We start from the raw sequence: 14,693 nt of genomic DNA on the forward strand, positions 1-14,693 counted from the left end.
TTTACCGTCCAATGCGCATCCTCCGCCTGCTCAAGATCGCCTCTGTCGCCAGCCGTTTCGGCCTGGACGAGATGGTGCTCGAACACGAGCCAAGTGGCCGCCTCGTGCGCATCGCCAACGCCCTGCAATTCTGGCGCGACCTGTCTACACCACGTGCCGTCCGCCTGCGCCTCGCCCTCGAATCGCTGGGCCCGATCTTCGTCAAGTTCGGCCAGGTGCTGTCTACCCGACGCGACCTGATGCCGCCCGACATTGCCGACGAATTGGCCCGCCTGCAGGATCGCGTTCCGCCCTTCGACTCGGCACTGGCCCTGGCCGAGATCGAAAAGGCCTATGGCCGCCCGGCCAGCGAAGTCTTTGCCGAATTCGACGCGACCCCGATCGCCTCCGCTTCGATCGCCCAGGTCCATTTCGCCAAGCTGCGCGAAGAGGATGGCGGCCATGAAGTCGCCGTCAAGATCCTGCGCCCCAACATGCTGTCGGTCATCGAGCACGATCTGGCGCTGATGGACAACTTGGCCATGCTGCTCGAAAAGCTGTGGTCCGATGGCAAGCGCCTGAAACCGCGCGAAGTGGTGGCCGAATTTGCCAAATACCTGCGCGACGAGCTCGACCTGATGCGCGAAGCGGCCAACGCCTCGCAACTGCGCCGCAATTTCACCGACTCGACATTGCTGATCGTTCCCGAAGTGCATTGGGATTTCTGCACCTCGACCGTGATGGTCATGGAACGGATGAAGGGTGTGCCGATTTCGCAGATCGACCGTCTGCGCAATGAAGGCATCGACCTCAAGAAGCTCTCAGAAGCCGGCGTCGAAATCTTCTTCACGCAGGTCTTCCGCGACGGTTTCTTCCACGCCGACATGCACCCGGGCAACATCTTCGTCGCCGCCGATGGCCGCTATATCGCGCTCGATTTCGGCATCGTCGGCACGCTGACCGACTCCGACAAGAACTACCTGGCCCAGAATTTCCTGGCCTTCTTCCGCCGCGACTACAAGCGCGTTGCCGAGGCCCACATCGAATCCGGCTGGGCGCCGAAGGATACGCGGGTCGACGAGTTCGAAGCCGCCATCCGCTCCGTCTGCGAACCGATCTTCGACCGGCCGCTGAAAGACATCTCCTTCGGCAAGATCCTGCTCCGCCTGTTCCAGACCTCGCGTCGCTTCAACGTCGAGATTCAGCCGCAACTGGTCATGCTGCAGAAAACCCTGCTCAACATCGAGGGCCTCGGCCGCCAGCTCGACCCCGAACTCGATCTGTGGAAGACCGCCAAACCCTTCCTCGAACGCTGGATGAGCGAGCAGATCGGCTGGCGCGGACTGATCAAGACCTTCAAACAGGAAGCGCCCTATCTGGCGCGCACCATTCCACAACTGCCGCGCCTCGTCCATCAGGCGCTGTCCAACCCGACCAAGGCTGACCTGCAACCTCAACTCGCCCAACTGATCGCCGCCCAGCATCAGCAGAATCGCTGGCTGGCCATTATCGCCCTGCTGCTCGCCCTGCTCGTCGGCGCGCTGTTCGCCTGACCCGATGGCCGTCGTCACCCTAGAAACCTTCACCGCCGAGCACGTCGCCGACTGGTTCGCCACCCGCGACATCAACAAGGCCAAGCCCTACGTTGACCTGGTCCGCGATCTTGAAATCAACGGCAGCCAACTCAGCGCCATCGTCCCCGGCTCGGCCAAGACGCCTTATACGGTGCAGGCCTACCTGAGCCAGGCACAAAGCGGCGAGATGATGGTCGTCAGCCGCTGCACCTGCCCGGTTGGCCGCCACTGCAAGCACGTCGCCGCCATGCTGCTCAAGGCCATCGAGGAGCGCAACCCGAAGGAAAGAGTCAGCAACAGCGTCCTTTCCTGGGTCGAAGACCTGCGCCGCACCTCGATTGCCGTCGCCAAGAAAAAGGCCCGCCCGGCCAGTGCCCGGCAGCAGCTGTTCTACATCCTGAAATGGACGGCCGACAAGCGCCATTTCGGCATCGAGATTCGCAAGGGCAAATTCCCGGAAAGCGCTGAAGAGTGGTGGAAAGTCGACCGCGCCCTGGTCACCCCGCCGCAGTTCGTCTCCGAGGAAGACCTCAGCATCCTGCGCCTGATCTGGGCCGATCGCGGCCATGAAACCGGGCTGCGCGCCTTCGGCCTCGGGCCGGCACACGGCGCCGAAATCCTGCAGCGCATGGCGGCCAGCCACCGGCTTTACCCGGAAGACGATCTCGGCCTGCCGCTCAACGCCAGCGCCACTCGTCCGGCCAGCATCGGCTGGCAGGTCGATGGCATGGGCTTCCAGCGCCCCTACCTGAAGCCGGAACCCTCGGCCGAGATGATCATCGCCGTCGATCCGCCCTGGTACGTCGATCTGGCCGAAGGCGAGACCGGCCCGCTCGAAGTGACCGGCAACCCCGGCGTGGTCAATCGCCTGTTCTCGCTGCCGCCACTGTCCGCCAAGGAAGCTGCGCTAGTTGCCGAGGCCTTGTCCGAACTTGCCCCCGACCTGCCGCTGCCCGGCGACGATGCCGGCGCCCGCCTGCGCCTGGTCGATGCTCCGCTGCAACCGATCCTCCAGTTCGAAACACTGCACACCCACGGCCATCGCGCCTGGCGCAACTATCCGCAGAATTTCGGCGGCGACTCCTTCGATGTCGCCAAGGTCGTCTTCCGCTACGCCGACACCGATGTCCGGCCCGAAGAAAAAAGCGAATTCATCACCCTGCCCGAAGGCGAGACCATCCGCCTGAAACGCCGGCCGGAAGAGGAAGCCAGGGCGCTGCAGACGCTGGAAGGCTTTGGCCTGCAGAAGATCCCCAGCCACACGCTGCACACTTTCGGCAGCCCGCCGGAAGGCATCTATGGCCTGTCTGAAGAATCGCTGTGGGTGCCCTTCATGCAGGACGCCCAGCGCCTGAAGGAAGCCGGCTGGCAGATCGAATTCCCCGAGGATTTTCGCCACCACGTCATCGAAGTCGATGGCTGGGAGGCCGAGCTGTTCGAGGCCGACAATGGCTGGTTCAACCTCGACATGGGCATCATCGTCGAAGGCGAACGCCTGCCGCTGGCCCCGCTGCTCGCCAACCTTTTCCGCACCGACCCGCGCTGGCTGGAAGCGACCGAACTCGAACGCGTTCCCGACAACGAAGGCATCGATCTCTACACCGCCCGCGGCAAGCGCCTGCGCGTTCCGGCCGGCCGTATCAAGCCGCTCGCCGCCACGCTGATCGACCTGTTCGATGGCTTCAGCGGCGGCAACGTGCTCCGCCTGTCGCGCTTCGACGCGCCACGCCTGGCCGAACTGTCCGACGTCAGCCGCTGGCAGTTCCGCGGCCAGAGCGACATCATGGCCATGGCCGAGCGCCTGCTCGACGCCCAAGGCATTGGCGACGTCGCGCCGCCGGCCGGTTTCCACCTCGAGTTGCGCCCTTACCAGAAGGAAGGCCTGGCCTGGTTGCAGTTCCTTCGCCAGCACGAGCTCTCCGGCATCCTGGCCGACGACATGGGCCTCGGCAAGACTGCCCAGACGCTGGCCCACCTGCTGCTGGAAAAGGAAGCAGGTCGCCTGGAAAAACCGGCCCTGATCATCCTCCCAACCTCGCTGATCTTCAACTGGAAGAACGAGGCGGCGCGCTTCGCCCCCGACCTCAAGGTACTGTCGCTGCACGGCCCGGAACGCAAGAGCCAGTTTGGTGAAATCACCAAGCACGACGTCATCCTGACCACCTATCCGCTGCTTTGGCGCGATGCTGACGAACTGATGCAGCACAGCTACCACCTGCTCATTCTCGACGAGGCGCAGACCGTCAAGAACGCCCAGAGCCAGAGCGCTGAAGCTGTGCGCAAGATCGACGCCCGCCATCGCCTGTGCCTGACCGGTACGCCACTGGAAAACCACCTCGGCGAGCTGTGGAGCCAGTTCGACTTCCTGCTTCCCGGCTTCCTCGGCACCAGCAAGCAGTTCAACCGCCACTGGCGTGCTCCGATCGAAAAGCAGGGCGACATGGCCCGGCGCAGCCTGCTGGCCCGCCGCATCCGCCCCTTCATCCTGCGCCGCAAGAAGGAAGACGTGGCACAGGAACTGCCGCCGAAGACCATCATCATCCGCAGCGTTGAACTCGAAGGTTCACAGCGCGACCTCTACGAAACGGTGCGCGCCGCGATGGATGCCAAGGTGCGCGATGAAATCGCCAGCAAGGGTTTCGCCCGCAGCCAGATCGTCATCCTCGATGCCCTGCTCAAGCTGCGCCAGGTCTGCTGCGACCCCCGCCTGGTCAAGGCCAACGCCGCCCGCAAGGTGACGGAGCGCGCCAAGCTCGACCTGCTGATGGCCATGCTGCCGGAACTGGTCGACGAAGGCCGGCGCGTCCTCGTCTTCTCGCAATTCACCAGCATGCTGGCACTGATCGAGCATGAACTGGACAAGGCCGGCATCACCTATGTCACGCTGACCGGCGACACCGTCGACCGCGAAGTACCGATTCGCCGCTTCCAGGACTGCGAAGTCCCGATTTTCCTGATCAGCCTGAAAGCCGGCGGTGTCGGTCTCAACCTGACCGCGGCCGACACCGTGATCCACTACGATCCGTGGTGGAACCCGGCGGTCGAAAACCAGGCTACCGACCGCGCCCACCGCCTCGGCCAGGACAAACCGGTGTTCGTCTATAAGCTGATCGTCAGCGGCAGTATCGAGGAAAAGATCCTCGCCCTGCAGGAACGCAAGGCCGAGCTGGCCGCCGGCATCCTGTCCGACGACCACCGGGTGGACGTCAAGTTCGGCACCGACGACCTGGCGGCACTGTTCGAACCCTTGCCGGACTGAGCCCGCTACCTGCTAGCGGGCTCTCGTCCCGAAGAAAGTACCCTTGGCCTACAATAGGCAACCGTATTTTCCAATCGAGGATAGTCCATGCGCCGCATCATCGTTCTGCTTTGCCTCGGACTCTCCATCGCCTCAGCCCAGGCCGAGGAATGGATGGTCAGGAAAAAGCTGGCCGTCGGCTTCGACGATGCCAAGGAAGCGGTGGTCATGGCCATCGAAAACCGGGGCCTGGTGATCAATTACACCTCGCACATCGCCGAGATGCTGGCGCGGACGGGAAGCGACATCGGGGCCACGCGCCAGATTTTCGACAAGGCGGAAATCATCGAATTCTGCTCGGCAAAACTCTCGCGCAAGATGATGGAGCTGGACCCGCACAACATCGTGCTCTGCCCGTTTTCCATCTCGATCTACACACTGCCTGGCGAAAAAAACACGACGTGGGTGGCCTATCGCCTACCCAGGGGTGATGCGGCAAAAATGGTCGAACCCCTGCTCAGGGAAATCAGCGCCGAAGCCGGACAGTGACGGCTGCATGAACCCTTGCCGGCGCGAGTAATCGCCTTAGCGCCCGGCGGCAGTATCCAGCCAGCGGAGCAGGGCTGAGTACAAAACGTCGGGATTGACCGGCTTGCTGACAAAATCGTTCATGCCTGCAGCCATGCAGCGTTCCCGGTCCTCGGCGAAGGCATTGGCCGTCATGGCGAGAATAGGCAGGGCCTGCCCATTGTCGAGCTGGCGGATGCGCCGGGTCGCTTCCAGGCCGTCCATATTCGGCATCTGCATATCCATCAGGACCAGCGCATAGTTGTTACGGCTGACCTTGTCGAGCGCCTCACGACCATCTTCTGCCACATCGATGGCCAGTCCGACATCCTCAAGCAGCATCTGGGCGACTTCCCGGTTAATCGGATCATCCTCGGCAAGCAGCAGCAGGCGACCGGCATGACGCTTCCGTAGTGCGCCTTCCGCATCGACCGCCGCCATCTGCCCTCGGCTTTTTTCGAAAGACTGGACCGGCTGGCATTTCAGGCGCGCCGTAATCCAGAAAACACTCCCCTTGCCCGGCGTACTTTCCGCGCCCGCAGCGCCGCCCATCAACACCGCGAGATGGCGGGTAATCGCCAGCCCCAGGCCAGTTCCCCCGTACTTTCGGGTAGTCGACGGGTCGGCCTGTTGAAAAGGGGTAAACAAGCGGCCAAGGGCCTCCGGGGAAATCCCGATGCCCGTGTCTTCCACCTCAAGACGAATCAGAACGCTATTCCTGTCCTCTTCGATCACTTTGCTGCGCAAGGTGATCGATCCTTGCTCAGTAAACTTGATCGCATTGTTGGCATAGTTGATCAGCGCCTGGCGCAAGCGCGTCGCATCGCCCTGCACATGGAGCGGCCAACCGACCGACTCCACCCGAACCGCCAGATTTTTCTCCCGCGCCCGTCCTCTGAGCATCTCCGCGACTTCGTCCAGTAACTGCGGTAGCGCCAGCGGAACCTCTTCAAGTTCCAGCTTGCCGGCTTCGATCTTGGATAGATCAAGGATGTCGTCAATGATCGATAGCAGGTGCCGGCCAGAGCTTTCGATACGCTCCAGCGGCTCGTTCAGCGCAGGATCAATGAGCCCGCGGCGCATCAGGTAAGCCGAACCGAGAATGGCGTTCATTGGCGTCCTGATCTCATGGCTCATATTGGCCAGGAAAGCACTCTTGGCCTTCGTTGCCTGTTCGGCCTGCTCTTTCGCTTCGCGCAGCTCCTGTTCGGTGCGTTTGCGTCCGCTGATGTCACTGATGAAAGTAATGTAGCGCGCCGGCTCGCGCTCAGTTTCCGCCCGATAGAAAACATTGATACTGACCGGCACCAGATGGCCGTCACGATGCCGATTCTGGGCATCGAAACACATGCTTCCCGCCTGCCGGATACGCTCTGTCACCTTGGCAAAGTCATCAATCGTAAAAATCGGATCGATATCCGAGACGCACAAGCGCAACATTTCTTCGACGGAGTAACCGAGCATTTCGGCGGCGACCTGATTCACATAGACAAAACGCCCGGCGGTATCCACCCAGTGAATGCCGATACCCACCCGATCGAGCGCGAACAAGGTCTGTTCAAGCTGGGCATTGGACTGCGCCAAATCACGAGTGCGTGCCGCAACCAGTGTTTCCAGATGCTGGCGGTGCTTGTCCAGTTCAGCCTCGCTGGTCCTCAACGCATCTTCGACTCGCCGCCGCTCGGTGATTTCCCGGGCAATACCGAGGATACCGATCAAATGACCTTCTCTATCGCGCATCGGCGTCTTGATGGTCTCGAACAGGCCGCGATAACCGTTATCACCGAAAGTCAGCCACTCCTCGTTGATCGTCGGCTCACCGGCCGCTGCTGCGGCGCGATCTTTCCCGCGGAAGAATTCCGCCAGATCCTTGTCGACGAAGTCGTAGTCGGTTCGGCCAACAATGTCGTATTCGGTCGCGTTATAGAGCCGGGAAAACATCGGATTACAGGAGAGATAAACCCCATTCAGATCCTTGACCCAGACCAGATCGGGAATCGCGTCATAAAGACTATCCAGGAAAGCACGCTCGCGCTCGCTCTGGGTCAGCGCCACCGCCAGTTCGGCCCGCGCATCGTCGCGGTCAGCCGCCAGCGCCTTGTTCAGGCGGTCATTGTTGCGACAGAGAATCACCGCCTTGGCCAGATTGGCCAGCACCGGCTGGAAAATCTGGGTCAGTGGCAAATTATTGCTCACCTCCCCCGGCGCCAGAAGCAGAATGGTCCTCTGCTCATCGATCGGCAAGCGTAAGGCGTGGGTATAGACCTGATCCAGCGAAAAAACTTTCAGCATCAATGGATCGGACAAAAGCTCAACCTTGCCGGCCAGCACACCTTCGGGAAGATTGATGCCGGAGCCGCAACGGTCCACCAGCATGAAATCGCCAACCGCCTTTTCCAGCGTGGCCGTGACGCCGAATTCGGAGTGCTGCGGTGAAGCCAGGACCACCCCGGCCGGGAACGAGGTATGAAACAGCAGCCGCTGTAACACCTTCTTGAGCAGGCTGTCGAGATCGAGTTCACCGCCGATCGTCAGAGACAGATCGTAAAGAATGCTGAGAATCTGCTCGCGGTTCATGCGCGCTTCCACGGCGTGCAGACCAGGGTCGCGTTGTGGAACATCGGATAGCCCCAGCGGACCGTGCTACCAATTTCACCCAGCGACAAGGCCCCAGCCATCTCGCCGACCTCGGTCGCCGCCCGCAATTCGAGCAATTCCTTTTCTGCCTCCTGGCCGAGGTGCATGCGCCGTCCGGCACAATAGAAAGTCAGCAGTTGCGCCCCGCTCAGGTCGCCATGAATGGTCCGCAGATTCTCAGCCAGGTGCGCAATGCAGCCATGCGCCCCGGCCCCCGGTGCCTCAAGCAAAATGAGCATCGAGTTTTCCGGAATTTCCCCAACGCAGAACAGCGAGCCATCATCGGCCAGCGCAACGGGAATGCGCACCACCACATCACCGTTGGCGCGCAGGATGCCGACCGGAAAGTGCACGGCGTACTCGTAGAAATTTTCCCGGGTCAGATCGATGCCGTATTGCGCCTTGATGATTTCCTGATAGACATCGAAAGCGGGCCGCCAATCGATCATGGCAATCCGGTTGCCTTCGGTCGACGTGGCACTCATGGTGTGTTCAGGCTGCTGAAAGCCATGCTCCAGCACCGGCGCCATATGGCCCGGCAGCAGCAGGGCGAGTACGCCATCGCCGACCAGCCGTGACTCATCGAACAGGCAGGGCATGGGCTGGAAGGTTTCACTGCCGGCATTGACTCCGGCGTACTCGACGCGATTCGACAGTTCGAGATACAGGCCATCGAGGATGCTGGCGATATTCGGCAGCATGCCGTCAAAAATCATGAAAAGTGTCGGTTTTGGCGTATTGACCGGACAATGCTCTAAGCCGCCGCGAGCAGCAGAAACCAGGCGCGCCAGCGCTGAATCGCCAGCAGCGTTGATCGCTGGCAAGAGAAAATGCGGCGGCATCCGGTCGAAATACAGCAACCAGGCGCCGCTGCCAGAAAATTGATGGTGCTCGATCAAGGCCGGAAAGACCGCACCGACCAGGGCAATTCCCCGTCGCCGACACGCTGCCTGCAACAGCGGCAAGCGATCCTTTTCCGCTTCCGGCAACAAGGCCAGAATGCCTGCCCCCACCGAAGGAAGCGCCGAATCATCGAGCGCCTGCTCAATGGCATCTGTTGTCAATTCAATCCGGCGCACTGCTATCGCCCCCCAACCCTTTATGGGAATTTTTACAATTTTACCAATTATCTGCCAGTGCCTGGGCAAACTCAAGCCAGGAGCGGTAGCCCCCCGATACGCTCCAGCAAGCCGCTCAAGGCATAGTGAACAGATCGCTCCCTAACAGTGGCCCGATCCCCGGCAAAATGACAGGTGCAAGCCTCGCACCCACCATCACGCCAGGCCCAGGCAAAGCACACCGTGCCGACCGGTTTTTCCGGCGAGCCGCCGGATGGTCCGGCAATGCCGGTAATCGCCACCGACCAGTCTGCCCGGCTGTGAGCCAGAACGCCTTGGGCCATGGCCCGCGCCGTAGCCTCGGAAACGGCCCCGTGGCGATCAAGCGTCGCCTCCGGCACGCCAAGCATATCCACCTTAGCAGCATTGGAATAAGTGACGAAACCCCGGTCGAACCAGGCAGAACTGCCGGCAATGGCCGTCACCGATTGGGCCAGCCATCCGCCAGTGCACGACTCGGCCGCAGCGAGCCACTCACCGCGCTCGAGAAGCAGGGCGCCGAGACGTTCGGCAAGTTTTTCCAGTTCGGACATAATGGTTCATCCTAGCACGTTACCAATCGCCCGATGCCCACCGCCAAACCCCGCTTTTCCCGCCCATCCACGCCATCGATTACCGGTGTCGTTCTTGCCGGCGGGCTGGGCCGGCGCATGGGCGGCGTCGACAAGGGCTTACAGTTACTTGATGGCCGGCCGCTGGTCCGCCACGTCACCGAAAGGCTGGCCCCGCAGGTCGACCGGCTGATGATCAATGCCAACCGCAGCCAGGAACAGTACGCGGCACTGGCTTACCCGCTGATTGCCGACGTGATCAGCGGATTTGCGGGCCCCTTGGCCGGCTTGCACGCCGCGCTGACGGCGGCCGAGACGCCCCTGGTGGCAACCGTCCCCTGCGACTCTCCGTATTTGCCGCTCGATCTGATCGAGCGCCTGTACGCCGGGCTGCAATCCCAGGGTGCCGATATTGCCATCGCCTCGGCTGGCGGGCGTATCCATCCGGTCTTCTGTTTATGCCGGACAGCACTGCGTGACAAGCTCGAAGGCTATCTGCAATCCGGTGGTCGCAAGGTGGCTTTGTGGTGTGCCGAGATGAGGGGGATTGAGGTCGATTTTTCCGATCAGCCCGAGGCTTTCAGCAATTTCAACACGCTGGCAGATCTGCAAAAAAGCTAAGCCATCCGGCGACATTCGTCACCTGTGGAAAACCGATATTGCAGCGCAGCATTTATTGACTATACTTGGCGTGTAGAAATAACAATTACCCATAGAAGGGGAACAGCCATGAACGTCAAAATCCACTATCGCATTACCCAGGACCGCGCCGGTATCCCGCAGGACTTCAACGGCGCCCGCCATTTCGTGGTTCGTGAAGGTGAAGCCATCGAAGACACGGCAAGAAGCCAGTTGGCCACCGATTACCAGGTACCGAACAGCGCCGTTGAAATCTGCCGGATCGAAAGCTGATCGCTGGCCGATTGGCAAAATGCAGCAAGGCTCGATCGCACAATCGGGCCACTCCATGAGAAACCCAAATGGAATTGCTGCGACGCAACACAAAATTCACCTAGCCACTGGCAACATTCTGTTACAGAAGGCTACGAAAGGACGACAGACGAGAGAGGCGCCGGGACATACACTGCAATTGTGCATTGAACCCCTCCTCTCGAAATTCCCCCTTTCGAGAATTTTCTACCCCGCCACTGGCGGGGTATTTTTTTGGCTGACTTCCGGCGGGCCGTTATAATCGGGTTTTTATTATTCGCACTGGGGTCTTCGGCATGGCTGAACAAAACTCTTCCAAGAGCATCATGTGGAAAACGATCGGCGTCGCAGTAATTCTGATCGCCATCATCTATCCACTCACCAACAGAACTTACAACTCGGCCGCCGACGCAGCCAAGGGCACCGACGAATCCGACGTTCGCATCCAGCCGATTGCCAAGTTCGAACTGGCCAAGGCTGAAGCACCAGCTGCCAGCGGCCCGAAGGATGGCGCCACCATTTACAACACGGTCTGCGGCGCCTGCCACAACTCCGGCGCGGCCGGCGCTCCGAAGATTGACGACAAGGCAGCCTGGGCACCGCGTCTTGCCACCGGCAAGGATGCGCTGATCAAGAGCGTCACCAACGGCAAGGGCGCGATGCCGCCAAAGGGTGGTGCCACCATCTCCGACGACGAAATCAAGGGTGTCGTCGAATACGTGATGGGCAAGGTCAAGTAAGGCACTTTCGCCTGACTGCAAAGGAGGCTACGGCCTCCTTTTTTATTGAGCTCCGGCATTGCCTGATTGCGTTGCCCTGCACCGAGGACGCTGGCACTTGCCGCCCGGATCTCATTCAACGGGTAATCCGCTATAACGCGCATTGGCGCAGGGCGCATCTCCCGGACTACCCGCGCTCACCCCCTCAGGGTTAGCGTTTGTTGCCGGCCAGCATGGCTTTCATGGCATCAAGGCGGGCATTGCCGGTCGCCTTGTCAGGCGGCGCTGCATCCTTGCCGCCTGAGAAGCGGATGTCGTCCTTGCCCATCTCTTCGATGAAGCGCGATGGTTCGCAGGGAACGAATTCCCGCATCTGTTTGCGTCGCTCGCAGTACGAAATATTCAATGTGTGCTGGGCGCGGGTGATGCCGACGTACATCAGCCGGCGCTCTTCCTCGATCTTGGCCGGATCAATGGACTCCCGATGCGGCAGGATGCCCTCCTCGACCCCGACCAGGAAGACGTGCTTGTACTCCAGCCCCTTGGCGGCATGCAGCGTCGACAACTGGACGGCGTCGTAGTCTTCGTCGTTCTGCTTGTCGAGCATGTTGATCAGGGCAATGCTCTGGGTCAGCTCGATCAAGGTCTTGCCCTGCTCTTCGCCCTTCTTGTTCAGCCAGTTGGCGAACTCGCAAACATTGCCCCAACGCGTTTGGGCCGTCCGTTCCTCTTCATGGTCGTAGAGAAAGGTTTCATAGTCGATGGCCTTGAGCAGATCGGGCAGCACCTGTTGCGCCGGCTCAGTACCGGCCCGGTGCTGCAGGCGGTTGATGAAGTTGCAAAACTCGAGCAGCGGCTCCAACTGGCGCGACTGGACGCGGTGCGCAAAGCCCTCTTCAAAAGCCGCCTGGAACAGCGAAACATGACGCTCCCCGGCGTAGGTGCCGAGCACCTGCAAGGTTGCCGCGCCAATGCCGCGTTTGGGGGTCGTCGCTGCCCGGATGAAGGCCGGATCGTCGTCCTCGTTGGTCAGCAGGCGCAGATAGGCGGTGATGTCCTTGATTTCCGGCTTATCGAAAAACGATTTGCCACCGGAGAGCAGGTAGGGAATCCGATGGTCACGCAGATACTCCTCGAAACCGCGCGCTTGGTGGTTCGAGCGGTAAAGGATCGCGTAGTCCTTGAACTTGCTACGATGCTGGAAGCGGTGGGCCTGCAGTTTCATGACCACACTCTCTGCCTCGGCATCGTTGTCGCGACAGGCGGTCACCGCGATCTGCTCACCGTGACCGAGATCCGACCACAGCTTCTTGTCGAACAGCTTTTCGTTATTGGCAATAACGTTGTTGGCCGCCTTCAGGATACGGACCGTCGAACGGTAGTTCTGCTCCAGCTTGATGACCTTGAGTGACGGAAATTCAGCCGGCAGCTTTTTCAGGTTATCAATGTCGGCACCGCGCCAACCGTAAATCGCCTGATCGTCGTCACCCACCGCCGTAAACTGGGCACGCACACCGGTCAGCAGCTTGAGCAACTGGTACTGGCAGGCGTTGGTATCCTGATATTCATCGACCAGCAGGTAACGCAGGCGGTTTTGCCACTTGTCGGCAATCTCCGGGTGCTTCTGAAAGAGAACGACCGGCAGGCCGATCAGGTCATCGAAATCGACCGCCTGATAAGCTTTCAGCGTTGCTTCGTAGGTCAGGTAAGCATGGGCGGCGAGCGTCTGGTGATCGTCCTTGGCCAGCTTCAGGGCTGCCTCGGGCGTAATCAGGCCATTCTTCCAGTTGGAAATGATCGACTGCAGATGGCGCAGCGTGCCTTTGTCGACGGTTTTAGCCGCTTCGCCGATGATGCCGGCACAATCGGCCGAATCGAAAATGGAAAAGCGCGGCTTGTAACCCAGAGCCTTGGCCTCTTCACGCAGGATGCGCACCCCCAGCGAGTGGAAGGTGGAAATCTGCAGATCGCCAGCCTGAGGCTTCGACAAGAGCTTGCCGATCCGCTCCTGCATTTCCTTGGCCGCCTTGTTGGTAAAGGTAATAGCGGCAATGTTGCGCGGCTGGAAGCCACAATCTTGGACCAGATAGGCGATTTTCTGCGTAATCACCCGCGTCTTGCCCGAGCCCGCGCCCGCCAGCACCAGCAAGGGGCCGTCAAGATAATGGATCGCTTCGCGTTGCTGGGGATTGAGACCGGACATGGACCTTGGAAACACAGCGCCCCGGCCAAGCGGGGCGCATTGATTAGGTCAGTGATTCTACCCTAGCACCAGGGTAAGAGAAATTTGCCAGCGGGAGCACAAGCCGACTCAGGCCTTGTCATCGATGCCGTGCATCACTGCCCTCAAGGACGAAGGCTTGATCAGATCATCAACCGCCGCGCCAAGAATTGCCAGTTGCGCTGCGACTTCATGGGCGCCCTGCATGATCTGCTCACTGCCATTAAAGGCAGCAATCGCCTCAGGCTCTATTTCAGCAATCTCTTGTTGCAGACTGCGCTGCCGGTCGCTTTCAGCACCCTCAAGCGCCTCGACGCGACGGATGCGCTCATCCGGCAGATGACGCGCCCGCTCGATGGACTCCTGCGAGGGACGTTGCGTAGTTGAGCTAAGGCGATTCAGTTGCATTTGACGGGCTCCTGAACCCGTCTACGGCATCCGGAGCGCCCGGCTTTAGGTCACAGGGCGCCGAAAACCTTTTTCAGCAGATCACTGCCCGCACCAACCGGGTTGGCGCGCAGCTTCTTTTCCTCTTCGGCAATCATCAGGAACAGCCCATCCATGGCCTTTTGCGTCACGTAGCTGTCGATATCGGCATCCTTCTTGTCGACCAGCCCGGCGCTGGCCGCCTTGCCGGCAAACTTGTTGTACTGATCGGCCAGTTGCAGCTTGTTGGTTTCAGTCTTGACGATGGGCATGAACTTGGCGGTCAGCTGATCGGTGGAAGTCCGCTTGAAATATTGCGTCACGCTGTCGTCGCCACCGGTCAGAATGCCCTTGGCGTCCTGAACGCTCATCTTTTTGATTGAATCGACCAGAATGGGCTTGGCTTCGGCCACCGCATTTTCGGCGGCATGATTCATCGTCTCAACCAACTGATCGGCCTGTTTGCCCATGCCGAACATGCGCAGGGCCGATTCGGCCTTTTGCAGATAACCCGGCAATGGAATCTTCACCTTGTCGTTACCGAGAAAACCACTATTTTTGCCGAGGCTAGAAACCGCGTAGTCAGCCCCCTTGGCCAGCGCTTCCTTGACGCCGGCACTGGCATCCCCCGAAGAAATGGCGTCGAGCGCTCCGGCCTGGGCCAGCGCTGCGCTTAACGAGAAAATCAGTGCAAAAACCGGCTTGAGCAAGCGACGCATGGCGTTCCCCTGAA

Annotated in this window: 12 protein-coding genes; 6 read left to right on the plus strand and 6 right to left on the minus strand. The window is 60.4% G+C overall.

Going from position 1 to position 14,693, the window contains the following annotated elements; genetic code table 11:
- The first annotated feature begins 11 nt into the window (after positions 1-11).
- From ubiB to KI617_RS18495, 3 genes are all read left to right on the plus strand, one after another.
- Positions 12-1,532 carry a ubiquinone biosynthesis regulatory protein kinase UbiB gene (gene ubiB / locus KI617_RS18485; protein ID WP_226448820.1) on the plus strand — a complete coding sequence of 507 codons (1,521 nt, stop codon included), beginning with the start codon at positions 12-14 and terminating at the stop codon, positions 1,530-1,532.
- 4 nt (positions 1,533-1,536) lie between these two features.
- Positions 1,537-4,812 (plus strand): DEAD/DEAH box helicase, encoded by a 3,276-nt coding sequence (locus tag KI617_RS18490; RefSeq protein WP_226448822.1) that lies wholly within the window; start codon positions 1,537-1,539, stop codon positions 4,810-4,812.
- A gap of 87 nt (positions 4,813-4,899) precedes the next feature.
- The gene (locus KI617_RS18495) at positions 4,900-5,340 is read left to right on the plus strand and encodes a DUF302 domain-containing protein (protein WP_226448824.1); all 441 of its coding nucleotides are present in this window, start codon (positions 4,900-4,902) and stop codon (positions 5,338-5,340) included.
- 36 nt (positions 5,341-5,376) lie between these two features.
- On the opposite strand, the gene KI617_RS18500 is transcribed toward KI617_RS18495, so the two are convergent.
- The 3 genes from KI617_RS18500 to pncC form a co-directional block, all read right to left on the minus strand.
- Positions 5,377-7,935: a response regulator gene (locus KI617_RS18500; RefSeq protein ID WP_226448826.1), complete on the minus strand. Its 2,559-nt coding sequence runs from the start codon at positions 7,933-7,935 to the stop codon at positions 5,377-5,379.
- Complete coding sequence (locus tag KI617_RS18505; protein WP_226448828.1) at positions 7,932-9,059, minus strand: FIST signal transduction protein; 1,128 nt, start codon at positions 9,057-9,059, stop codon at positions 7,932-7,934. Before KI617_RS18505 ends, KI617_RS18500 begins: the two co-directional genes overlap by 4 nt.
- Before the next feature lie 86 nt (positions 9,060-9,145).
- Positions 9,146-9,646, minus strand: coding sequence for a nicotinamide-nucleotide amidase (gene pncC, locus KI617_RS18510; protein WP_226448830.1), 501 nt, complete (start codon positions 9,644-9,646; stop codon positions 9,146-9,148).
- A gap of 33 nt (positions 9,647-9,679) precedes the next feature.
- Here pncC and mobA point away from each other — a divergent pair, with 33 nt between their 5' ends.
- The 3 genes from mobA to KI617_RS18525 all read left to right on the plus strand — a co-directional run bounded on the left by mobA (position 9,680) and on the right by KI617_RS18525 (position 11,334).
- Positions 9,680-10,285: a molybdenum cofactor guanylyltransferase MobA gene (gene mobA / locus KI617_RS18515; RefSeq protein ID WP_226448832.1), complete on the plus strand. Its 606-nt coding sequence runs from the start codon at positions 9,680-9,682 to the stop codon at positions 10,283-10,285.
- Positions 10,286-10,393: 108 nt separating this feature from the next.
- The gene (locus KI617_RS18520; RefSeq protein ID WP_226448834.1) at positions 10,394-10,576 is read left to right on the plus strand and encodes a hypothetical protein; all 183 of its coding nucleotides are present in this window, start codon (positions 10,394-10,396) and stop codon (positions 10,574-10,576) included.
- Positions 10,577-10,890: 314 nt separating this feature from the next.
- Entirely contained in the window at positions 10,891-11,334 is a 444-nt protein-coding gene (locus tag KI617_RS18525; protein WP_226448836.1) for a c-type cytochrome, read from the plus strand.
- 190 nt (positions 11,335-11,524) lie between these two features.
- Here the strand turns inward: KI617_RS18525 and KI617_RS18530 are convergent, their stop codons facing one another.
- The 3 genes from KI617_RS18530 to KI617_RS18540 all read right to left on the minus strand — a co-directional run bounded on the left by KI617_RS18530 (position 11,525) and on the right by KI617_RS18540 (position 14,679).
- Positions 11,525-13,516 (minus strand): UvrD-helicase domain-containing protein, encoded by a 1,992-nt coding sequence (locus KI617_RS18530; protein WP_226448838.1) that lies wholly within the window; start codon positions 13,514-13,516, stop codon positions 11,525-11,527.
- 108 nt (positions 13,517-13,624) lie between these two features.
- Positions 13,625-13,942 carry a hypothetical protein gene (locus KI617_RS18535; protein WP_226448840.1) on the minus strand — a complete coding sequence of 106 codons (318 nt, stop codon included), beginning with the start codon at positions 13,940-13,942 and terminating at the stop codon, positions 13,625-13,627.
- Positions 13,943-13,992: 50 nt separating this feature from the next.
- The gene (locus KI617_RS18540; RefSeq protein ID WP_226448842.1) at positions 13,993-14,679 is read right to left on the minus strand and encodes a DUF4197 domain-containing protein; all 687 of its coding nucleotides are present in this window, start codon (positions 14,677-14,679) and stop codon (positions 13,993-13,995) included.
- Positions 14,680-14,693: the final 14 nt, after the last annotated feature.

It is taken from the genome of Ferribacterium limneticum (assembly GCF_020510625.1).
Taxonomy (GTDB): Bacteria; Pseudomonadota; Gammaproteobacteria; order Burkholderiales; family Rhodocyclaceae; genus Azonexus; species Azonexus limneticus_A.

Coding starts and splice junctions, on each gene's coding strand:
- ubiB (WP_226448820.1), top strand. CDS start 12: ATGCGCATCCTCCGCCTGCTCAAGATCGCCTCTGTCGCCAGCCGTTTC.
- KI617_RS18490 (WP_226448822.1), top strand. CDS start 1,537: ATGGCCGTCGTCACCCTAGAAACCTTCACCGCCGAGCACGTCGCCGAC.
- KI617_RS18495 (WP_226448824.1), top strand. CDS start 4,900: ATGCGCCGCATCATCGTTCTGCTTTGCCTCGGACTCTCCATCGCCTCA.
- KI617_RS18500 (WP_226448826.1), bottom strand. CDS start 7,935: ATGAACCGCGAGCAGATTCTCAGCATTCTTTACGATCTGTCTCTGACG.
- pncC (WP_226448830.1), bottom strand. CDS start 9,646: ATGTCCGAACTGGAAAAACTTGCCGAACGTCTCGGCGCCCTGCTTCTC.
- mobA (WP_226448832.1), top strand. CDS start 9,680: ATGCCCACCGCCAAACCCCGCTTTTCCCGCCCATCCACGCCATCGATT.
- KI617_RS18520 (WP_226448834.1), top strand. CDS start 10,394: ATGAACGTCAAAATCCACTATCGCATTACCCAGGACCGCGCCGGTATC.
- KI617_RS18525 (WP_226448836.1), top strand. CDS start 10,891: ATGGCTGAACAAAACTCTTCCAAGAGCATCATGTGGAAAACGATCGGC.
- KI617_RS18530 (WP_226448838.1), bottom strand. CDS start 13,516: ATGTCCGGTCTCAATCCCCAGCAACGCGAAGCGATCCATTATCTTGAC.
- KI617_RS18535 (WP_226448840.1), bottom strand. CDS start 13,942: ATGCAACTGAATCGCCTTAGCTCAACTACGCAACGTCCCTCGCAGGAG.
- KI617_RS18540 (WP_226448842.1), bottom strand. CDS start 14,679: ATGCGTCGCTTGCTCAAGCCGGTTTTTGCACTGATTTTCTCGTTAAGC.